General features: G+C 42.4%; 17 protein-coding genes. 3 read left to right on the top strand and 14 right to left on the bottom strand.

The annotated features are described in order from the left end of the window. Positions 1 to 481 precede the first annotated feature (481 nt). Entirely contained in the window at positions 482 to 1648 is a 1167-nt protein-coding gene (locus tag JMX89_RS06725; protein ID WP_201532097.1) for a D-alanyl-D-alanine carboxypeptidase family protein, read from the top strand. A gap of 112 nt (positions 1649 to 1760) precedes the next feature. On the opposite strand, the gene JMX89_RS06720 is transcribed toward JMX89_RS06725, so the two are convergent. The 12 genes from JMX89_RS06720 to JMX89_RS06665 form a co-directional block, all read right to left on the bottom strand. Then, positions 1761 to 3617, bottom strand: coding sequence for a sensor histidine kinase (locus tag JMX89_RS06720; protein ID WP_201551196.1), 1857 nt, complete (start codon positions 3615 to 3617; stop codon positions 1761 to 1763). 228 nt (positions 3618 to 3845) lie between these two features. Continuing rightward, on the bottom strand, positions 3846 to 5288 hold the full coding sequence (gene der / locus JMX89_RS06715; protein WP_011513006.1) for a ribosome biogenesis GTPase Der: 1443 nt from the start codon (positions 5286 to 5288) through the stop codon (positions 3846 to 3848). Between the two features lie 416 nt (positions 5289 to 5704). After that, a complete protein-coding gene (gene bamB / locus JMX89_RS06710) occupies positions 5705 to 6913 on the bottom strand; it encodes an outer membrane protein assembly factor BamB (RefSeq protein WP_133105242.1) in 1209 nt (402 codons plus the stop codon). Between the two features lie 226 nt (positions 6914 to 7139). Continuing rightward, a complete protein-coding gene (locus JMX89_RS06705; protein ID WP_133105243.1) occupies positions 7140 to 7934 on the bottom strand; it encodes a YfgM family protein in 795 nt (264 codons plus the stop codon). A 50-nt stretch (positions 7935 to 7984) separates the two neighbouring features. Next, positions 7985 to 9289, bottom strand: coding sequence for a histidine--tRNA ligase (gene hisS, locus JMX89_RS06700; protein WP_133105244.1), 1305 nt, complete (start codon positions 9287 to 9289; stop codon positions 7985 to 7987). Between the two features lie 64 nt (positions 9290 to 9353). Further along, positions 9354 to 10469 carry a flavodoxin-dependent (E)-4-hydroxy-3-methylbut-2-enyl-diphosphate synthase gene (gene ispG / locus JMX89_RS06695; protein WP_011279968.1) on the bottom strand — a complete coding sequence of 372 codons (1116 nt, stop codon included), beginning with the start codon at positions 10467 to 10469 and terminating at the stop codon, positions 9354 to 9356. A gap of 91 nt (positions 10470 to 10560) precedes the next feature. Beyond that, entirely contained in the window at positions 10561 to 11376 is an 816-nt protein-coding gene (locus tag JMX89_RS06690) for a helix-turn-helix domain-containing protein (RefSeq protein WP_133105245.1), read from the bottom strand. After that, on the bottom strand, positions 11373 to 12305 hold the full coding sequence (gene pilW, locus JMX89_RS06685; RefSeq protein WP_227673034.1) for a type IV pilus biogenesis/stability protein PilW: 933 nt from the start codon (positions 12303 to 12305) through the stop codon (positions 11373 to 11375). The genes JMX89_RS06690 and pilW overlap by 4 nt, the downstream gene beginning before the upstream one ends. Positions 12306 to 12535: 230 nt before the next feature. Then, positions 12536 to 13777: a 23S rRNA (adenine(2503)-C(2))-methyltransferase RlmN gene (gene rlmN / locus JMX89_RS06680; RefSeq protein WP_227673033.1), complete on the bottom strand. Its 1242-nt coding sequence runs from the start codon at positions 13775 to 13777 to the stop codon at positions 12536 to 12538. A gap of 337 nt (positions 13778 to 14114) precedes the next feature. After that, positions 14115 to 14546: a nucleoside-diphosphate kinase gene (gene ndk / locus JMX89_RS06675; RefSeq protein ID WP_011512998.1), complete on the bottom strand. Its 432-nt coding sequence runs from the start codon at positions 14544 to 14546 to the stop codon at positions 14115 to 14117. A 299-nt stretch (positions 14547 to 14845) separates the two neighbouring features. Continuing rightward, the gene (locus tag JMX89_RS06670; RefSeq protein WP_133105247.1) at positions 14846 to 16135 is read right to left on the bottom strand and encodes an adenylosuccinate synthase; all 1290 of its coding nucleotides are present in this window, start codon (positions 16133 to 16135) and stop codon (positions 14846 to 14848) included. A gap of 184 nt (positions 16136 to 16319) precedes the next feature. Next, positions 16320 to 17624, bottom strand: a complete 1305-nt coding sequence (locus JMX89_RS06665) for an ATP phosphoribosyltransferase regulatory subunit (RefSeq protein ID WP_201551192.1) — start codon at positions 17622 to 17624, stop codon at positions 16320 to 16322. A 507-nt stretch (positions 17625 to 18131) separates the two neighbouring features. Here JMX89_RS06665 and JMX89_RS06660 point away from each other — a divergent pair. Next, positions 18132 to 18521, top strand: a complete 390-nt coding sequence (locus tag JMX89_RS06660; RefSeq protein WP_149492997.1) for a DUF2237 family protein — start codon at positions 18132 to 18134, stop codon at positions 18519 to 18521. A gap of 61 nt (positions 18522 to 18582) precedes the next feature. Continuing rightward, positions 18583 to 19800: a magnesium/cobalt transporter CorA gene (gene corA, locus JMX89_RS06655; protein ID WP_201551190.1), complete on the top strand. Its 1218-nt coding sequence runs from the start codon at positions 18583 to 18585 to the stop codon at positions 19798 to 19800. Positions 19801 to 19930: 130 nt separating this feature from the next. Here corA and JMX89_RS06650 read toward each other — a convergent pair whose 3' ends face one another. Further along, positions 19931 to 20428: a phosphate-starvation-inducible PsiE family protein gene (locus tag JMX89_RS06650; RefSeq protein ID WP_201551188.1), complete on the bottom strand. Its 498-nt coding sequence runs from the start codon at positions 20426 to 20428 to the stop codon at positions 19931 to 19933. Between the two features lie 144 nt (positions 20429 to 20572). Further along, entirely contained in the window at positions 20573 to 21469 is an 897-nt protein-coding gene (gene folD, locus JMX89_RS06645) for a bifunctional methylenetetrahydrofolate dehydrogenase/methenyltetrahydrofolate cyclohydrolase FolD (protein ID WP_201551186.1), read from the bottom strand. Between the last annotated feature and the right edge of the window lie 173 nt (positions 21470 to 21642).

The following is a 21642-nucleotide window of genomic DNA, read 5'->3' as shown; positions in this document are numbered from 1 at the left end:
CGCTATGTTATCGAAATACGTTTTTAAGCCATATTAAGAGATTAAATAGGTAAAGATCGCCATAATTAACGATAACAATCTACTTTCTTATCTCTTTAACATCTGTATAAAGTGGTCAAATAAGTATTATATAAGCCAGTTCTAAATGCTTATTTATTTAGATGACTCGCTACAAAAAGCTTGCTGCCATCCCTATTATTTAATAAGGATAGCAGCAAGCTTTTTTATGAGTGAAGTTTATAAAATTATTCGCTTTATTTTTAATAACGTCTTATTTTATTGTATTTATCGTTTCCCCATCGGGCGGCATTTTGCTAAGATAAGGCGTTAATTTTATGTCCGTTGCTTTAGTCTCCTCTACTCTCAAAAAATCCATGGTTTAACTTGAGATTTAACATAGTCTGCCAAAGATTGTGTAAAGGTAGTGGTGTTGGGGAAAAGCGACCGATACATTTGGTTTTATGATGCGGTGTAACAATCTATGACAGTAAAGCGTGTGAAAAAACAGCTGGTGCAGCTGGTAGTGGGTGTCAGTATTTCTATGGGTGCAGTGATGGCAAGTGCAGCCATACAGCCGCCTGAGATGGCAAATACTGCGTATGTATTAATGGACTATAACACGGGTGAAATTTTGGCACAGAAAAATGCCAATCAAGCCTTGCCGCCAGCATCTTTGACCAAAATGATGACCAGTTACATCATTGAACAGCGCTTAGCTTCAGGCGATCTCAAAGAAACCGATCAGGTATTGATGAGTCCAAATGCTTGGTGCCGCGGCAGTAGTAGCCAATCGTGCATGTATGTACCGGTGAATAAGAGCGCGAGTGTTATAGATATGCTACGCGGTATTATTATCCAATCAGGTAATGACGCCTCAAAAGCAATGGCTGAGCATATAGCTGGTAGCGAAGCATCGTTTGCTATCTTGATGAATGAGCAAGCGCAAAAGATTGGTATGAAGAATACCCATTTCGTTAACTCTACTGGTATGCCTGATGAGGGTCACCAAGCATCTGCTCTAGATTTGGCCAAGCTATCACGCGCCATTATCAAAAACAGCGGCGATTACTACAGCATTTATTCAGAAAAAGAGTTTACCTATAACGGTATTACTCAAGGTAATCGTAATGCCCTACTCGCTACCGACCCTACTGTTGATGGTCTAAAAACAGGACATACGGATGCAGCTGGGTATTGCTTAGCAGCCTCGAGCAACCGTGAAGGTATGCGCCTAATCTCTGTCATTATGGGCACTGAAAGTCAGCAAGCACGTGCTGATCAGTCGCGTGAATTGCTCAATTGGGGTTTTGGTCACTTCACAACGGTTACTCAAGCACCTGCTGGGCAGTTTGTCAGCAAAGTTCCTGTCTGGTTTGGTGAAGCAAAAGAGATAGAAGTAGCGACTGGTGATAATTTGCAGATTTTGACCACTAAAACTCAAAAGAATAAAATCACTACTGTGGTCGATATTCCTGAAAGCTTAGAAGCGCCTATCAAAAAGGGTCAAGAAATCGGTAAAATGATGGCTGTGATAGATGGCAAAGCAGTGGCTTCTGTGCCTGTGATTGCGACAAGCGATATTGAGCAATCAGGCTTTATGAGCCGTATCTGGCAACGTTTTTCTCGTTGGACCCAGAACTTATTTTAAGCACAATGATAGCGTTTTGAAATAATGCTTTTATCATGAAGTTCAACATAAAAAAGACGTCTCATATCGAGGCGTCTTTTTTATGTCTAAAATTTTATATTTCTAGCTATTTTTATGACCATGTCAGCCAGCTTTTTAGTAAATCACTTAACGCTTTGTCTTCGTATTTGGCAACTTCGCAGTAGTCTATACCTGCAGCCTTTAGACCAAACTCAAAATCGGCTAAATGTTTTGCTTGCTGCTGTGGATACCAAAACACCAGTAACGTTCGATATTCTGTCTCAGCCGCACGAATATGACTCGCTAATGAAGCTGCTTTTCTGGGGAACACATCTTCTGCAAACATCAGCATGTCAAATTGCTTTGCATGTACCTCATCTATGACCAGCTGTTCATGTTGATAGCAGGCCACATCAGCACCCAAATGCTGTAATTGATCTACCAACAACCCTTTTTCATGATAGTAGTAATAAATAATTTTTAAGCCACGCAGATGTTGCTGTTGTTGAGAATGGTGTTGATTAGACATAGGAATAGTAACTGTAAAATTCGTACCAATACCTAAAGTGCTATCCACTTCAATGCTGGCCCCCATCAGCTGAGCCATTTGCTTAACCACTGGCAGACCAATTCCCGACCCTTCGTATTGACGGGTTTGCGATGAATCTACCTGAAAAAATGGATTAAAAATATCTTCAATAAAACTGCTATCAATCCCGATACCAGTGTCCTTTACGCTAATCTGCCAGCGATTGCTGTTATCAAAATGGGTCAGTTGCGACGTAATGGTGATTTGACCTGCTGGTGTGAACTTCATGGCGTTACTGACCAGTATCGCTAAAATTTGCTGTATTCTTTCAGCATCGCCTTCGAGGATATAATCGTTATGATGGATATGACTGATTAACGTTAAGCCCTTTTTCTTAATAGCTGGCTCAAACTCTGCCAATAAGTCAGCGATTAGTTGCAATGGATTAAATTCGTGCACATGTAGGCTGATTTGACCTTTCTGGATTTGATTTAACTGAATAATTTGATCTAAGGTTAAGACCAGCTTTTCACTACCCTCTCGAATAATATCAACCGCGTCTCTTTGCTCGTGATTTAACTTTTCATCATCTAGTAGCTGTAAGCCGCCAACGATCGCATTTAGCGAAGTTTTTAGCTCATGGGTAATCATACTTTGAAAGTTATGTAGCTGCACATCAAGTGACACATCTTTATGATGCAGTTGTTGCTCGAAAGCCGCAAGTGCCTGATAATCTTGCTTTGCAATTTGCAGGCGATCAAATAGGCCAATAAAAGCCTGTTTAATCTGTACCAACTCCTGAAACTCAAAACGCTGTTGAATCAGAGGTAACTGCTCAATATCTGGATTTTTTATAACTATATCGCAAGCTGCCGTCAGATTAGCGATATCTTTTGACGGCCAATTCAGCTTACGCAGGATAAACAACGCCCAAATAATCGCCAATAGCGTTGTCGTAAGCCATAGCAGTAGGTTCTTTTTAATCCAATTTTCACGCAGCGTCGCCACATCTAAAGTGATATTCAGATAACCAACCAAAGCATCTTCTTTAGGTGAAATAATTTTATTAGTAGGATCGCCAACGACTGGATAGTTAAAGCTAACTGTATTAGCAAATAATGCATTTTTCCAATCATCTCTTAATTGATTGGCTTCAACAATAGGCTGAGAGGTGGTATAAAATAAAATACTCTCAATGCCTTGCTCTTTTTCTAATAAAAAACGTATTTGTTCATCGACGATATCGGTGGAATCTGCTATCGATGCGCTGATGGTCAGTAATGTCGCTAAATCCTGAATATGCTGGCGCGTGTCTTTGTAATAGTGAACAAAGCCATAAATAAAAGACACTAATAGACCTGCCAAAACAGCCAAAACCATGGTCTGCATGATAGAGTGCCAGATAAGCGTAGGAAGTGTTTGATGCGGGCGGTTGTTCATATCACTCAACTGAGTTAGACAACTTTTGATTATAGTACAGGTATTTTATAGCGGTTATAAGTGAAAATTGATATTTTAAGGCAATTAATAAATAGTTCCCTAAATTGCAAAATGCCATGACAACTGATACAGCCGTCATGACAAAGCACATTTAGAAAGCCTGATAAATAGTATCAAAGGGTTTTTATCGGCTAGCTACTACTACCCAAAAGCGCAAATATGATTACATTAACGCTTTTTATCTTTGTTGGTAAATCTCGGCTTATCTTTGGTAGTAAATTTCTGCGCACGATTACGTTCACGTTGACGCAGTTGTTGGGTTTTGGCTTTGGTTGGCGTATCGCTTTTATTAGCATACGGGTTTTCATTCAGTTTAAAGACCACGTTTAGTGGCGTGCCTTCTAACTTGAATACCTGACGGAATTGATTTTCAAGATAGCGCTGATAGCTCTTAGGTAACGAACCAGTTTGATTACCATGAATGACGATAACGGGCGGATTGTGTCCACCGATATGCGCATAACGCAACTTAATACGGCGACCAGCGACCGTTGGTGGTGGATTGGCAGTAACAGCATCTTGCAAAATCTGCGTCAAACGGTTAGTTGATACCTCAAACATTGACGATTGATAAGCACGCAAAATAGACGGATATAAATTACCCACGCCCGTACCATGTAATGCTGAGATTTGATGGACTTTTACATAAGGGATAAAGTTGAAACGACGATCCATCTCAATTTTGATATAGTTCTTTTGATCGGCAGTCAGACCGTCCCACTTATTAATCGCAACCACTAGCGCACGACCTGCGTCCAGCGCATAGCCAATCATATGCAAATCTTGATCGACAATACCTTCATGAGCATCAATAACAATAACGGTTACGTTAGAGTCTTCAATCGCTTGTAAGGTTTTGATAACTGAGAATTTCTCAACTTTTTCATCGATTTTACCACGGCGACGAACACCAGCCGTATCAATCAATACGTAATCTTTACCTTCACGCGTATATGGGATATAGATACTATCACGAGTGGTACCCGGCATATCAAAGACGACAACGCGGTCTTCACCAAGCAAACGGTTGACTAGCGTCGATTTACCAACGTTTGGACGACCGATAATAGCAAGTTTCAAACCTCTTGGCTCAACCACATTTTCCTGACTAGGCATATCAGCGGTTAATACTTCGAGCAGATTGCCGACCCCGCGACCGTGACTTGCCGCCATTGGATATGGTTCGCCTAGACCTAATGCATAAAATTCAGCAGGCGCTGAATCATGCACACCATCGACTTTGTTGGCAACGACATATACAGGCTTGCCAAGGGTGTGTAAAAACTTACCAATCTCAGCATCGGCACCAATCATCCCTGCGCGTGCATCAACCACAAACACAATGATATCGGCTTCATGAATGGCAGTATACGACTGCTCAGACATATAATCATCAATATCGCCTCTGCCATCGTCCGCTTCACCAATACCACCGGTATCAACGACAATAAAAGCTTTGTCTTCGTAGGTCGCATCACCGTATTGACGGTCACGAGTCAATCCTGACAAATCAGCAACCAATGCCTGCCGACTTTTAGTGAACTGATTAAATAAGGTGGATTTACCGACGTTTGGACGACCAATTAAGGCGACCACAGGCTTGATACTCATGGGTTACTCTCAGTGAAAGGCACAATGACGGACAGTGCAACTACTTAGATACAATCTCTTTTACAACGTAAATTTACCGTTATAAAAAAGCAAAAAGTAGCAGCCGTTGACCGCAAATTTAAATGAATGATAAGATAAAACGATAGTCAGAAAATAGTTCTTGGCTATCTTACAATGAATAAATGATATTCAGAGGAATGCATCATATATGGATATTATCTGTCACTATTATATATAGATAACGCCAATAATGCACCGGTCGCATAGCGTACGCGAAAGCCGATATGTAAACAAGCAATTTTACAAGGCATTAAACGCTGACTATGCAGCGTTTTCTGTTCATTTTACTACTAGGCCACCTATTTAATGAGCAATATAGAAAAATGCCCATTAAATAGGACTGCAAGTGACTAAGATTAGCGTGCCAACTGCCAAATCGCTACTTGACCTGAGGTGCTTTGGGTCATTAAGCGGCTGCCTTGCACTTGCAAATTGGTCAATGCGCCTTTGGTCTGTACACGGCTGACAATCTTACCCGTGGCTGGGTCAAATAAATGCACAACCCCATCAAAATCACCAACTGCGATATAGTTACCAATCATCACAGGATTGGTCAAATGGCGATAGGCCAATTCTTCACTTTCCCAGAGAACAGCACCATTACTGCGGTTGTAAGCAACCACTTTACCGTCTAAGCTTGTCGCAACCACTTGCTGATTGTTGACTGCAAGCGCTTTTAAACTGGCAAGCTCATTAACAAACATCACTTGGCGCGATGCCAAATCAATACCGAGTAACTGACCACTATAGCTAATGGCAAATAACTGATTGTTATCTACAATTGGCATACCATCAACATCGCTCATGCGTTCAACTTCGCTGCTGCCTGTACCCACACCAACGCGTCTTGACCATAGCGGCAAACCATTATCTACCGTGACAGCATGTAAGCGTCCATCGGCAGTCGCTAGCAACGCTGTCTTAGCATCTAATAACGTTGGTGCAGCGCTACCGCGTACACTAATCGCTGGAACTTGGGTAGCAAACTGCCAAACTGACTGACCAGTCTGCAGCGATAAGCCATGTAGAAAACCATCATTGGCTGACAAGATAACGCGGTTATTGCTAATGAGCGCTGGCGTTAATACTGAACCAGTAAGCTGTTGCTGCCAGCGTTTTGCACCTGTTACACTATCGAATGCCATAACCAGACCGCCACGAGTACTAATAATAGCAGTTTGGCTTAGCTCGTCTATCGCAACACCACCTGTAATCTGGTCGCCAACATTTACTGACCATAAACGCTGACCAGCTTTGTCAAAACCCACCAAATCACCACCGCGCGAGGCAGTAACGATTTGCGAATTGGCATAGCCGACTTGCAAAGTAAGCGGATCTTTTTTACTGACGTTTTTATTACCAAGGTCGGTACTAAAAACCGGCTGCAATACGCTAACAGGTTGCACGATTTGTACCAATTTTACAGGGTCGTTGACGACTGGCTTGATACCTCGATTACACCCAATGACCGCAGTTGCCATCACTGCAATTACGGCTACATGCATGGCCGTTGAGCGCATGGTCTTGGCTTTGATGGTTTTGTTAAAGCGAATAGCTTGAGTCATTATAGGTCTCACTACAAATAAATTAATCATTAATAAATTAGCATTTAATCAGTGATAAAAAACGATAATAACTTAGTACAAATAAGTATTAGTTACCACCATATTACTTCCGACTGATTAGGCTACTTCCTTTGTAGAACGGTTTGAGGTATTACCATGTCTATCGAAATTAGTACTCAAATTTTTGATACTAAGTCTTTATTGCCGAATATTTAGCACTACTATTTTATGCACCAGCACCGGTATTGGCTGCTACTGAATCTTCGCTTACTGGTGCTTGCGATGTTGCCGTAGACTCTTGAATAAGGCTGGTCTGCTCAGCGATAGGCTCAGGGACGATACCCAAACTTTCCATTTTCAATGCCAATACTGCGCGAGTTTCTTGACGCTCACGTAATAAGCTCCAAGCATTATTATAGGATTTAATCGCTGAATCTGAATTGTCTTGTGCCAAATAAATATCACCCAATAATTCTTGCTGACTGGCTTCAAATGAGCTTGGCATATCACGACTGGCTTCTGTCAATGCTGCTTTTGCATCGCCTGCTGCCAAAAGCGTGGTCGCATAGCGCAAACGGGTAATTGCCTCTAGACCTGCATCACCCAAATCTATCGCCAATGCCTTTTTAAAGGTCTCGCCTGCTGCTTTAAAATCATCATTGTCAACTTGCTGACGCGCTTTAATCATTAAAGCCTGCCAAGCATAGACCGATTCTCCATGAGTGCCAACTAAAGTATCAATGTTCTTATCTAGCTGAGTACGACTCTTCTCTAACGATGCTTTTGCCTCCGCTCCTAGATCTGGATTTTGCGATGCCAAGCTCACTTCTTCATTAAGACGTTGAATATCCGCATATTGATCGGCTGCAACGGTATCGACACGTGCATGATTATCCTGCCAATAAGTCCAGCCAAAATAAGCGGCTAACGCCAATAAAATCGCGGTGACAATATAGCTGCCATACTGCTTTAACGCTTGCATTGAGTTGTCTGCATTCGGCGAATTAGGGGTCAGAGCCATATACTTTTACCTGATCAATTTATATTAAAGTGCTAATGCTACGCTCACTACTATTTATGGCGAGAAAAGTTATCTTTATCCGACAGCCAATCTTGCGCTGCTGTTTTTTGTTCGCCAGTTTGCATATCTTTGATGCTAATGGTTTTATCATCCAGCTCTTGCTGGGCGATAATAACGGTCAATGCAGCACCTGACTTATCCGCCTTTTTCATTTGTGCTTTTAAGCTGGTGGCACTTGCCATTTTGACGCGCAAATCTGGACGGCTATAACGCAGGTTTTGCGCATAACTAATACCCGCACTATAAACCTCAGGATGGGCGACCACAAATACATCACAAGCAGGCATATCAGCAATAGGTGCGACAACTTCCATAAGAAGTAATAAACGCTCAAGTCCCATGGCAAAACCAACTGCAGGTTCAGATTTAACCGGTTTATTATCACCTTTACCATCACGGTTATCAGCAGATTTTAGCTGTCCAACCAAACCATCATAGCGACCGCCGGCACAGACAGTTGCTTGGCTACCAAGTTTGTCAGTCACCCACTCAAAAACAGTTTTATTATAGTAATCAAGACCACGCACCAGATGCGGGTTGATTTCAAAGTTGATACCAAGCTCCGTTAAATAAGCTTGTACTTGCTTAAAATGCGCCACGCTTTCTTCACCTAAAAAGTCAGCAAGCTTAGGCGCGTCTACCAATAGGGCTTGGGTGCTGGCTTCTTTGCTGTCTAAAATACGTAGCGGATTGGTCGTCAGGCGGCGCTTACTATCCTCATCTAACTGCTCTTGCTTATCGGTCAGATAGGTGACCAACGCTTCACGATAAGCATGACGCTCATCAATTTCGCCCAGACTATTTAGTTGCAAACGCATCTCATCTTTTAGACCCAGCTCTTGCCACATCAAATGAGTCATCGCAATCAGCTCGGCATCAGCGTCTGGTAAGGCACTACCAAAGCTTTCAACACCTATTTGATGAAATTGACGATAGCGACCCTTTTGTGGGCGTTCATAGCGGAACATTGGACCAATATACCAAAGCTTAGGCGTATCACCGCGTAGTAGATTGTGCTCATTCACCGCTCGTACTGCCCCTGCCGTACCTTCAGGACGCAAGGTAAGCGGCGTTGGTGGATCAGATTTATCGGTAAAGCTATACATCTCTTTTTCAACGATATCCGTAGCACCACCGATCGCGCGAGCAAACAAATCGGTTTGCTCAACGATAGGCAAGCGAATATGCTCATAACCGTATCTGCCTAGCACATTAGCTAATATAGACTCTAGATACAGCCATTTTGCAGACTGTGCAGGCAAAATATCATTAAACCCTTTAATCGCTTTAATCATGGTACAGTTATGTCCTTTAATTTTTAACAAACAGCTCTATAATTTTTATTAATGAAACGCTTTATTATCTAACACGTATAATCTCGTTTTCACGTTTTTTTGCCAATTCTTCTGCATGGGCGCGTACCATACCTTCTATCTCATCAACCAGATTATCAGTATCAATCAGATGACTTTTTTCGCCCATACGATAAACCAATGATTTTGGTGCGGCGCCAACAATACCGATATCAGCTTCCTTCGCTTCACCTGGACCATTTACCTTACAGCCAATCACTGATAAGTTCATTGGTTCACGAATATCCTCTAAACGCGACTCTAACGCGGTCATCACTCTAATCACGTCGAACTCTTGACGTGAGCAGCTTGGGCAAGCAATGAAATTGACACCATTAGAGCGAATATTGAGCGATTTTAAGATATCAAAGCCAATCTTAATTTCTTCTTCTGGCTCTGCAGCTAAGGAGATACGAATCGTATCACCAATACCGTCTAATAATAAACCACCCAGCGCGATAGCAGATTTGACCGAACCAGTACGGTAAACACCAGCTTCAGTCACACCTAAATGCAGAGGATTATCAATTTGTGCTGAAATCAGACGATAGGCATCCATGGTCAAAAATACGTTGCTGGCTTTAACCGATACTTTATATTGATCAAAATTAAGACGTTCTAATATATCAATATGACGCATTGCCGATTCGAGCATCGCTGCGCCATTTGGCTCTTTATACTTACGCTGAATGTCTTTTTCTAAAGAGCCAGCATTGACGCCGATACGAATAGGAATATTGTAATGCTTGGCACAGGCGACTACTTCGCGTACTTTAGCGTCACTACCGATATTGCCCGGGTTAATACGTAAACAATCTGCGCCCGCTGCCGCAACGGCTAAAGCAATTTTGTGGTCAAAATGCACATCTGCTATCAAGGGTACGCTGACCAACTTGCGAATTTCACCAAACGCTTTAACGGTATCCATCGTGGGAGTAGAAACTCGCATCAAATCAGCGCCTGCTTCAACACAGCGCTCAATTTGGGCAACAGTCGCTGCCACATCGCAGGTATCGGTATTGGTCATACTTTGCACACTAATCGGCGCATCACCACCAATCGCGACATCACCGACATATATTTTCTTCGTAAGACGACGGTTAATAGGTGCTGACGTTGACATAGACAAACCCTTTCATGAAAGCAGTAAAAACGAGAATAACAATAAAAACAAGGTAATACTATTTACTTTAAAAACTGAACCAATTGATAAATTAAGGTGCCAATTCAAAACTGGCTTGGCTACCATTTGCATAGCTGTTTAAAGCGACAGATTGCTGATTAAGCATCAAGCGCACGTTATTGATATCATCGATCTGTACATTAAAAGGTGGCATACCTGATAACTGATAATCACCCGCATTCTGCGAGCCCGCTATCAAGCTGCTACCAGTAGCATCTGTAATAGTGACGACAGCAGCATCCGTCAGCTTAACATCCAAAGTGGCAGGAGCAACGTCGCCACCGCCCAAGTTTAGTGCTGAACCTGAAGCGCTAACACCTGTAACATCGGTATTAATAGCTGCGCCTTGTGCTTGTTCTACTGCTGAGATATCTTCAGAGCTAGATATAGGCTGCTCGGTATTTTCCTTGCTGGCATTACTAACCATACGGAATAGGAAAATCGCTAAAATAATGACACCGATCACTGCGATAATTAGTAGCGGATTAAAGCGAATACGATTGTGTGTATCACGCTGTAGCGTACCCATAGGCTGCAGTGGCGACTGAGTATTATTAGCCGAACGCGATTTCAGCTCATTTGGGTAAGCGGCATCAAAGCTACTGGCTATTCTGACTGGGTCGAGACCCAAATATTTGGCATAGTTGATCGCAAAACCGCGCGCAAACGCCACTTGCGGTAAATCTGCAAAATCTTCATTTTCTAACGCTTGCAGGTGACGTTTTAAAATAAACAATTCATTTGCCGCGTCGTCCAAGCTTACTTGCTTAGCTTTGCGAGCTTGCTGCAACATGGCACCAAATGATCCCTGAGCGTTAAAGTTTGTGTTTGATGATGGGGTGGTCATTTCCATGGTGCCTCTGGATTGTTAAGCCAAGTCTTTAGTTGTTTTGCTTCATCACTTAATGGATAAGCAGATAAAAGTTGCTGTGCCAATTGTTGGCGTGTCTTGATGTTTTTTTGCGCTGCCGCCAATTTGATGCCTTGTAGGAGCAAGCGTGGACTAGCACCCTGCCCTTGTACCAATATCAAGGTCTCATCATAGAGCCTTTGTGCCTGCTCAATACGCTGCTGCTCAAGTAATAAATCAACCAGTTCAATATGCGCAATAACGCTATTTCGATTGCCATCTAAAGCCCGTAAAAAAGCCTTTGCCGCTGCAGGATGGTCATTGAGCTGAAGGTAGGTACGACCTAAGTTCTCTAACGCCCCAATACGACCTTCGTAACCAAGGGCAGCACCTGCGATTTCAAACTGCTCAGCTGCCTCTTTATAACGCTTCATCTGCGATAAATACACGCCATAATTATTGTGAGCTTGGTCAAAATCTTTATCGAGCGCAATGGCTTTTTTGAAATATTGATCCGCTTTTTCAAGATTAAGGCGGCTGCCTTCTTGCTGCAACAAAACACCCATCATATCATAGGCGGGCGCATGACGGCTATCGGCAGCAAAGGCTTTTTCGAGCTGTCTTTGGGCAGCATCAAGCTCGTTTTTGCGGATATATTGTGCAGCAAGTGTCGTTCGAACGCGAGCAATTTCTTGCTGATCCAATTTACGATTGTCATTGGGTTGCGTTGAGGTTTGATAAGGCGTGCCCGTTATTAGATCTTTGGTTGGCGTGCTTTGACAACCAGAAATCAATAACGCGCTTAGCGTGCCAGCAAGCAATACACGATGAGCGCTTTTTCTAACAAAAACTGTAGCGCCCAACTGTCTCGCTGCATGAGAAAGAGATGTTTGATACTTGAACTGACAAGAATTTTTAGAAGTCATTATAGCCGCCATCATAAAACTGTGATTCAATGCGCTGAATTAATGCGTTCGATCATCGAGGCATCAGTTTAATAGATTTAGCCTCCATAAGTACAATTTAGTTGTCATTAATTGTCTTGTTCCCTTAGCGTCAGCATTGGCGACTACATTTTATTACCGTTGTGATGCAAAAAAGACAGCTCAACATCTATATTCCAGAAAAAAATTGCGCAGTCAGTCTCACTATGTCATCAGATATTCTCGCGATCCTTGATGCTTTGCTGCCATGCGGCTGAACGACGCGTTCTATCAGCGACTTGCCCAACCAATTGCCCACAAGCGGCGTCAATATCATCGCCACGCGTTTGACGAATCGTACAAACAAAACCTGCTTCACTTAATATATTACTAAAAGCATGAATACGATTATTACTCGACTTATCATAATTTGCATGTGGGAACGGGTTAAACGGTATCAGGTTAATCTTACTGGGTAAATCACCCAACAATGTGACCAATTGCTCAGCATGCTCATTACTATCATTGACACCATCTAGCATCACATATTCAATAGTCACGTGTTTCTTGTGGCGTGGGTTCACATCAAAAACGTAATTTCTCGCCGCTGCCATGAGCTGCTCTAATGGATATTTTTTATTAATCGGCACTAATTCATTACGCAGCTCGTCATTTGGCGCATGTAATGAAATCGCTAAAGCCACGTCAAGCTCCTGTGCCAACTCGTACATTTTTGGCACCACACCTGAAGTCGACAAAGTAACACGGCGCTTTGATAAACCATAAGCATGGTCACTGAGCATCAATTCCATCGAGCTGACAACAGGACGGTAGTTTAGTAACGGCTCACCCATACCCATCATGACGACGTTGGTGACGTTGTTTTCCCACAAGCTATGGTCAACATTTTCTAAACTATCATTTTCATCAGTCATATAAGAGGCATTTGCCACCCATAATTGTCCAAGAATCTCAGCCGCCGTCAAATCGCGCTCAAAGCCCTGCTTACCCGTACTACAAAAACTACAGTCAAGTGCACAGCCCACTTGCGAAGAGACACACAAGGTTTTACGACCGTTTAATTTGCTATCATCTGCGGGAATCAATACGGTCTCAACCAATGAACCGCCAGTGACTTCAAATACCCATTTACGCGTGCCGTCATCACTATATTGACGATGAATCACTTTTGGCGGAATGACACAGGCATTGGCTGATAATTTATCACGCAAAGATTTACTCAGATTGGTCATTTGCTCAAAATCAGTGACACCCTGCTGATATATCCACTTGATGACTTGCGTCGAGCGAAACGGCTTTTCGCCAATACTCTTAAAGTAATCCGCCAGTTGCGCTTGTGTCATACCTAGTAGATTGGTTTTCGCCTGCGCTTCATCTACCAGTTTTATACTCTTAGTAGTTTTAGCAGGTACATGTTGGACGTCAGTTTGAATAGGGCTTTGAGCAGTTGACATAATAAATAACCTTTTTGCATCTACTGGTATGAGCGATGCAATTGTTGAGATGGGTGTTGCTAGACGTACTCAATATATGAGTGCATGAGCAATCCGTTATGAGCGCATTTTTTACCAAAAACTGAAAGCAATATGCTGATAAAGGATTGATAACGCTATATAAAACTAATAATGAGGGAGAAAAGTTAAAATTTCAATATATAGTCAGACTATTATAATAGCTAAAACGGCTTATACCAAAAGATATAAGCCGTTTCGCTACACTAATTATTAATTAGCACTGTTATTATGCATAACAGCTATTATGCATAAAAGCGGCTATCAATAAAAACTGCTATTAACGCGTACGTGCACACACTTCTTCTTCATTGAAAAAGTAGCTGATTTCACGTGCTGCTGATTCAGCTGAATCTGAACCATGAACCGCATTTTCATCGATACTGCTAGCGAAATCAGCACGGATAGTGCCTTCAGCTGCGTCTTTTGGGTTAGTCGCGCCCATGATATCACGATGCGTAGCGATCGCATTTTCGCCTTCTAATACTGATACCAGTACTGGACCTGACGTCATAAATGATACTAGGTCGTTGTAGAATGGACGCTCAGCGTGCTCAGCGTAAAAACCGCCCGCTTTTTTATCATCAAGTTGCATCATTTTAGCAGCAACAATTTTTAGACCTGATTTTTCAAAACGATCGTAGATAGCGCCAATGTTGTTGCCAGCGACTGCGTCAGGTTTGATGATAGATAGAGTACGTTCGTTAGCCATGAAAAGCTCCTAATAAATAAGTGAGAAGTTAAATAATTTACATTGTCTGTGATCATTGCGCTGAGCGAATTCATTTATGAATGTCCAATGCGGATACGCAATACGATGCTCAGCGAATGATTGCTGCCTATTATAATGATTAAGACTGTAAATGATAGGATTAATTTACGGTTGTAACTTGCACAAAAGTAAATTGGATAAGCTTTTACTGCTCATCAATCTTTGATTTATCAAAAACAAAACCCCAATGTTTAGCATTAGGGTTTTGTGAATTAAACATATAATAGCGTTATAACCAATTAAGCATCATACGGGTCACGTAATACAATCGTCTCTTCACGATCAGGACCGGTTGAGATGATATCAACTGGGCAACCAATCAATGCTTCAATACGTTTGATATATATTTTGGCATTTTCAGGCAGCTCATCGTAGTTAGTGATACCAACCGTTGATTCGCTCCAGCCTTGTAGCGTTTCATACTTTGGCGTTACCGCTTCGTAGAACTCTGCATCATGCGCGCCTGCACACTCAGTCTCAGGTAAGTTATAACCCACACCGATTAGCAATTCTTCTAGACCATCTAACACGTCAAGCTTGGTTAGGCAGATACCTGACATAGAGTTAAGTACCACTGCACGGCGTAATGCTTCAGCATCGAACCAACCACAGCGACGCGCGCGACCAGTCGTGGCGCCAAACTCATGACCGACTTTGGCTAAATGTGCACCAACATCATCAAACAATTCAGTTGGGAATGGACCGCTACCAACACGGGTGGTATAGGCTTTCGTGATACCAAGGACATAATCTAAATATAATGGACCGATACCCGTACCTGTAGATACACCACCAGCAGTCACGCTTGAGCTGGTTACAAACGGATAAGTACCGTGATCGATATCAAGTAATGTACCTTGCGCGCCTTCAAACATTAGGTTCTTGCCAGCAAGACGCAATTGGTTCAAATCTTCAGTGACATCAGTTACCATGCCTCTGATTTCTTCTTTCCACTCTTTACAAAGCTTAAGCGTCTCATCAAAATCAATCGCTTCAACTTTATAATACTGAGTCAGTTGGAAGTTATGATATTCGATTAAGTTACGTAGTTTTTCTTCTAAGTCATCACGGAACAAATCAGCAAGCTTGATGGCACGGCGCGCAACTTTATCTTCATAAGCTGGTCCAATACCACGACCAGTCGTACCGATTTTACCACTACCGCGCTTGGCTTCACGCGCTTGGTCAAGGGCAACATGATATGGCATGATTAATGGGCAGTTAGGAGAAATACGCAGACGCTCACGTACTGGTACGCCATTCTCTTCTAAACCTTTCATCTCTTTAAGTAGTGCATCAGGTGCTAATACCACGCCATTACCGATAAAGCAGGTAACGTCTTCACGCAAAATACCAGATGGGATTAGGTGTAAGACGGTGGTTTTACCATCTACAACTAACGTATGTCCAGCGTTATGTCCGCCTTGGAAGCGTGCAACTGCTGAGGCTTTTTCGGTTAGTAAATCGACGATTTTACCTTTACCTTCATCGCCCCATTGGCTACCTAAAACTACGACATTCTTACCCATGATAAATCCTTACCTTAATATATTGAGGTGTGTGCAATAAGTGTTTAAAACTACCTATCAAAACGAAAGTAATGCTAAAAACGATACTTTAAACAAAGTATATTTTTAACGACTTAATCACTAAATATCTTTTTATAGCAAACGCTTTTTTTATAGCATTCATAAATGTTAAATATTTTCAAAGTTAAACCGCGTGTAGCTGCCATTGGTTATCGACAAGGCTTAAACGATGAGTCATACCCACTGGAATATCTTTTGCCGTTAATGGCATGGTCACGCGATAGCCCTGCTGACGTAAGCTTGCCACTTGCTGTAATAATAGCTGCAGCTGCTCACTACCCAAATCCTTGAAAGCGTCATAATCGACCAGCACAATAACAGGTGCATCAAGCTGAGTATGCGCGAGCAAACGGCTGACATCCATACTAAAGCCGGTCGCTTGACGTGGCTGATTCGTGGCTAATTGATTACTTTTCATACCATCAAAGCGCCCGCCACGTACCAGTGGCTGAGTTTCACTATTGATATAACCATTGAACACAATGCCCGTATGATAATGATAGCCTGATAGCTCGGTCACATCGATACTGACCGCACACTGCCACTGTACTTGCAAGTGCGCTTTTAGACGTTGCAGCTCATCAATAGCTGTGACAATTTGAGCGTCTTGTTGCGCATTCTCTGACAATCTTCCAAGCAGATTTGCAATGTCATGACCAAAGCGCGCCAAGGTATAAAAATCGCTACCCAGCGGTAGCGCTTGGCAAACCTGCTTAAGCTCTGGCAAGTTCTTATTGGCATAAAGCTGCATCAATTGCTCAGTATCACTTTCTGATAATACTGCCAATTCTGCCAAGCGCTTAAATATCGCTACATGACCCAAATCAACGTGTAATGCTGCGCTCATCTCTAGGCTATTGAGCATGCTAAATAAGACATCAATCAGCTCAATATCTGCTGCAATTGACTCACAACCAAATATCTCAGCACCGAGCTGTAACGGTGTACGAGAGCCAAAAAGCCCCGATGGCAAGGTATGAATGACATCGCCTGCATAGCAATAACGCGCGATTCCATCACCGCCATGATGTGCATCAATACGTAGAATCTGCGGCGTGATATCCGCGCGTATACCCATTAAGCGACCCGTTAGCTGATCGATAATCTTAAAGGTTTGACGCTTTAGATCTTCTGAGGCACCGCTCAGTAGTGATTCGGTAAACTCAATCATTGGCGGATTGACCAACTGATAGCCGTGGCTGATAAGTTGCTGGATCAATTGATGTCTAAGCACTTCTTGCTTATGGGCGTCTTCAAACAATACATCGACCACCCCATCAGGCAACAACCAGCTGTTAGCAACATCGCTGGCAAGATTGCTTAAATAAGGTAAACGGTTGGGTGCGGCAGTATTATCAGCGGGCTGAGTAGCCGCTTGCTTGAGGGTATTTTGCAGGGCAGGTTTTGCAGAATCAGAACTGGCAGACACAATAAATCCTTGTTTGGCGTATCGCTTACCAAAAGCGCGGTAAAGATGCGGTACTTAAAGGTTATATTTCCAATTGCATAGATATCAGGCGTTTTTTATTTTTCACGCGCAACATCACTGACCCAATTATTGATAAGCAAACTAGGTAACCGCAAAAGGGTGAGTAATAGTATAAGTTGGGATGATAAGACGAGTATCTTTATGCGCTAAAATTTATGTGATAGAAAACTATGATAAATAATCAAGGCACTTTATGCTTTAGTTTAGCATAGCAGCTAAGCTTCGCCTAGTGACAATTAACGGCAATCGCCATCTAATTTATACTAATAACCTTAAAAACCGTCTTTTTTATGACAGATTTATCATCATCAATACCGTATTTATATAGAGAAAATATAGCGTTAACGGGGCAATATTTCGTCTAACTATCTGTTGCATCTATCGTTGAATAACGTCTTAGATGTGCACTCATGTTACACTAGCCTATATTTTTATTTTGGAAGCCTTATGTCATCTGATTATCATCCAAATCCTGCTACCAACCAAGCAAATGTGCTTGGCACTGCTCTAGCCAGCTGTTGTTTTGATCCGCTTACCGGTTATTATCGCAATGGTTTTTGTCATACGGGCAACCATGATGTTGGTCAACATACCGTTTGCGCCAAAATGACCAGCGAGTTTTTAAACTTTTCAGCCAGTCGCGGTAACGATTTGATTACGCCATTGCCTGAGTATGGTTTCGCCGGTCTACAACCAGGTGACTACTGGTGTATTTGCGCGCTACGTTGGGTTGAAGCACTCGATTTAGGCATGGCACCACAAATCAAGCTTGAAGCATGTCATGAGAGCTTATTAAATTTGGTCGACATTGATACGTTAAAACGCTTTGCCTTATAATCCGCATCAGTTGCAGAAGTTATTTTATATTTATTTTTATACTTAGACAGAAGGAGTAGGTATGAACCAAGATGATGACCTGATTGTCAAAACGGCAACGCGTATCACACCTGAGTCTAATGTCAGTCTTATTGACGCCACTATCATAGACGAGCAGCACTCCTATCTAGACAATTATGACAGCTATATCTATGGCGATTCTGATGCGACGGTTGAGGACACTATTGAGACCATGACCGTCTATGATCCAGACTCTGAGCGCTATGAGGATATTGAGCCACTCAGTGCTAATGAAGTGGTCAATTGTTATGCTTATTCCCGTAAAACGGGTGAACAGCTGAACAAAATAGCGCTCAGGGATGTCAGTCGAGCCTTGAGCAATAGCGGTCAGTTTATCTGGTTAGGTCTTTATGAGCCTAGCCTGCAAACGATATCTGAGGTAAAAGAAGCTTTTGATCTGCATGAGCTTTCAATCGAAGATGCATTTGCCGATCATCAACGCGCCAAAGTTGAAAGTTATGATAACGATACGATATTTGTGGTATTACGTACTGCTAAGCTTGAAGGTAATGTAATCCGCTACGGGACTACCGCGATATTTATGGGTAAGAACTATCTGATTACGATTCGTAATGGTCCGTCTAACTCCTATGCGCCAGTACGTGAACACTGCAATCGCCGCCCTGAAAAACTGCGTATGGGACCTATATTTGTCTTGCACGCTGTTATTGATTTTATCGTCGATAACTATATGCCAGTGACCGACCGCTTAGGCAGCTATTTACGTGAGCAAGAGCGCAATATTTTTACTTATGAATTCAATAAAGAAACGCTTAGAAACCTATATGAATTAAAATCACAATTGGTGCATATGCGTGCAGTTATTTTACCAGTGCAGGATATCTGTAGCTTTTTTATAAACCATCAAAAAAGCGATTTGGTCTCACCATTTTCGCATGCTGCAAAACCCTACTTTCGAGATGTGAATGACCATTTACTGCATTCTTTAGATGCCATCAATGGTTTAAATGAGATGCTCAGTGTGGTGATGAATACCTATCTCGCTATGGTCAATATGGGACAGAATGAGGTGGTTCGCAAGCTTGCGGCTTGGGCAGGTATTTTGGCAGTACCGACAGCGATTGCTGGTATCTATGGGATGAACTTCGACTTTATGCCTGAGCTACACTGGCAATATTCTTACTTTATCATTATGGCGGTTATCATTTCACTATGTAGCTTTTTATACCTTAATTTTAAGCGCTTAGGCTGGTTATAAACCCGCTTTTTAGATAAAAAAAAGGGCTTCCATATATATGGAAGCCTTTTTTTTATTAACAGATATTAACTATCGTTAGTAACTCATCGACACCTATCATCCCTTTATTCATGATATTTATCGAAAATAATTATTTAAGAGACTGTTCATTATCAACACAAGGCAAGTGATGCTCAGTACTGGTCACTTGATGGTCTTTCAAATAATCTTCTGGTCGCCCAAACATCTTAGCTGTCCAAGTTAATATAACAATTGACGCACTCAGCACCATAATGGCAAAGGAAATCGTTGCTAACAGCCATAAGTGAAAGTTATCTGATACCGCCTGTACATCGACGACTAAATGTCGCGATAACGCCGTAATCGCAATAAATATCAAGAACTGCACTGGCAAACGATGAGTCTTAAAATAGATCCCTATCATCGCTAACAGCTCTAGATAAATAAAGAGTAATAAGATGTCTTTCAAATCCGCTGAACCTTTTTGAAAGATGACAAAGAATTCTTTGCCCGCTGTCCAAACCACCACTACACTGATTAAAAATAAGATTATGTAATGAGAGACATCGACGAACTCTCTACCAATACCTTGTAATCGCTCATGAATATCCACGTTATTTTTAGCCATGTTAGATCCTATCAACGGTAAAGGGGTTGATTTAGCCTGAGTCTTTGTGCTGTCTACTGTGAAGTCTCAGGCTCCTTATCTATCGGCAATCGGTGCTCTTATGCTTAACTCATTAACTCATTAACTCATTAACTGATTAACTGATTAACTATTGTCTAAACCGGCAGCTTTTTCAGCGGCTTCTACCGTCTGGCGAATGAGAGTATTAATCGTCATCGGGCCTACGCCGCCTGGCACAGGTGTATAAGCACTAGCGATATTTTCTACGCCTTGCAACTCGATATCACCGACGCCGCCATTATCTGTTGGATGGAAACCTGCATCGATCACCACCGCGCCTTCTTTAATCCAATCCGCTTTAATCAGCTCTGGTACGCCCACTGCACCAACGACGATATCAGCGCGTTTAATATGCGACTCTAAATCTTGCGTTCTTGAATGGCAAATCGTTACCGTGCAGTTGGCATTTAATAGCATCATCGCCATTGGCTTACCCAAGATGGCACTGCGACCAACGACTACCGCCTCTTTGCCTGCAAGCTCAATGTTATGATGCTCTAATAAATGCATGATACCTTGCGGCGTACATGAGCCGTAAGCGGACTGCTGCATCGCCATACGACCAAAGCCAAGGCAGGTCACACCATCGACGTCCTTTGCCAAGTCAATCTGCTCAAAGCAAGCACGCTCATCGATATGAGCCGGTACTGGGTGCTGCAGCAAAATACCATGCACGTCTGGATTGCTATTTAGCTCGTCTATTTTTGCCATCAGCTCTGCAGTCGTTGTCGCACTTGGCATCTCAACCCTAATAGAATCCATACCGACACGTTTACAAGCATTGCCTTTCATACGTACATAGGTCGCAGAAGCCGGATCATCGCCGACCAATATCGTCGCTAAGCTTGGTGTACGTCCTGTCTTAGCTTTAATAGCGTCTACACGCGTACTCAGTTGCTGTTCTATTTGTTTAGCAAGTGCTTTACCGTCCAAAACGGTAGCAGATCCTTGGGCAGTTGACGTAATAGACGCAATTGACATAGTAACTCCAATAGAGGGTGCGATAAAAAAAGTAAAGACAGCGCCGCAATTGCTTGCATGCCTGTCTTATCCTTGATCAAGGTATGATTGATACTCATATTGTACCTGCCTGAGCCAAAAAATCCTAGCACCCTATATTCGATTCAATTTAAAAAGAACACCGTACTGCTGGG

The sequence above is a fragment of the Psychrobacter sp. DD43 genome (assembly GCF_904846555.1).
Lineage (GTDB): Bacteria > Pseudomonadota > Gammaproteobacteria > Pseudomonadales > Moraxellaceae > Psychrobacter > Psychrobacter cryohalolentis.
The sequence above is the reverse complement of the archived record's forward strand: the minus strand, read 5'-3'. Positions and strand labels throughout refer to the sequence as shown.

Bases quoted from the DNA above. Each gene is read 5' to 3' on its own strand.
- JMX89_RS06725 (WP_201532097.1), top strand. From the start codon at position 482: ATGACAGTAAAGCGTGTGAAAAAACAGCTGGTGCAGCTGGTAGTGGGT.
- JMX89_RS06720 (WP_201551196.1), bottom strand. From the start codon at position 3,617: ATGAACAACCGCCCGCATCAAACACTTCCTACGCTTATCTGGCACTCT.
- der (WP_011513006.1), bottom strand. From the start codon at position 5,288: ATGAGTATCAAGCCTGTGGTCGCCTTAATTGGTCGTCCAAACGTCGGT.
- bamB (WP_133105242.1), bottom strand. From the start codon at position 6,913: ATGACTCAAGCTATTCGCTTTAACAAAACCATCAAAGCCAAGACCATG.
- JMX89_RS06705 (WP_133105243.1), bottom strand. From the start codon at position 7,934: ATGGCTCTGACCCCTAATTCGCCGAATGCAGACAACTCAATGCAAGCG.
- hisS (WP_133105244.1), bottom strand. From the start codon at position 9,289: ATGATTAAAGCGATTAAAGGGTTTAATGATATTTTGCCTGCACAGTCT.
- ispG (WP_011279968.1), bottom strand. From the start codon at position 10,469: ATGTCAACGTCAGCACCTATTAACCGTCGTCTTACGAAGAAAATATAT.
- JMX89_RS06690 (WP_133105245.1), bottom strand. From the start codon at position 11,376: ATGACCACCCCATCATCAAACACAAACTTTAACGCTCAGGGATCATTT.
- pilW (WP_227673034.1), bottom strand. From the start codon at position 12,305: ATGACTTCTAAAAATTCTTGTCAGTTCAAGTATCAAACATCTCTTTCT.
- rlmN (WP_227673033.1), bottom strand. From the start codon at position 13,777: ATGTCAACTGCTCAAAGCCCTATTCAAACTGACGTCCAACATGTACCT.
- ndk (WP_011512998.1), bottom strand. From the start codon at position 14,546: ATGGCTAACGAACGTACTCTATCTATCATCAAACCTGACGCAGTCGCT.
- JMX89_RS06670 (WP_133105247.1), bottom strand. From the start codon at position 16,135: ATGGGTAAGAATGTCGTAGTTTTAGGTAGCCAATGGGGCGATGAAGGT.
- JMX89_RS06660 (WP_149492997.1), top strand. From the start codon at position 18,132: ATGTCATCTGATTATCATCCAAATCCTGCTACCAACCAAGCAAATGTG.
- corA (WP_201551190.1), top strand. From the start codon at position 18,583: ATGAACCAAGATGATGACCTGATTGTCAAAACGGCAACGCGTATCACA.
- JMX89_RS06650 (WP_201551188.1), bottom strand. From the start codon at position 20,428: ATGGCTAAAAATAACGTGGATATTCATGAGCGATTACAAGGTATTGGT.
- folD (WP_201551186.1), bottom strand. From the start codon at position 21,469: ATGTCAATTGCGTCTATTACGTCAACTGCCCAAGGATCTGCTACCGTT.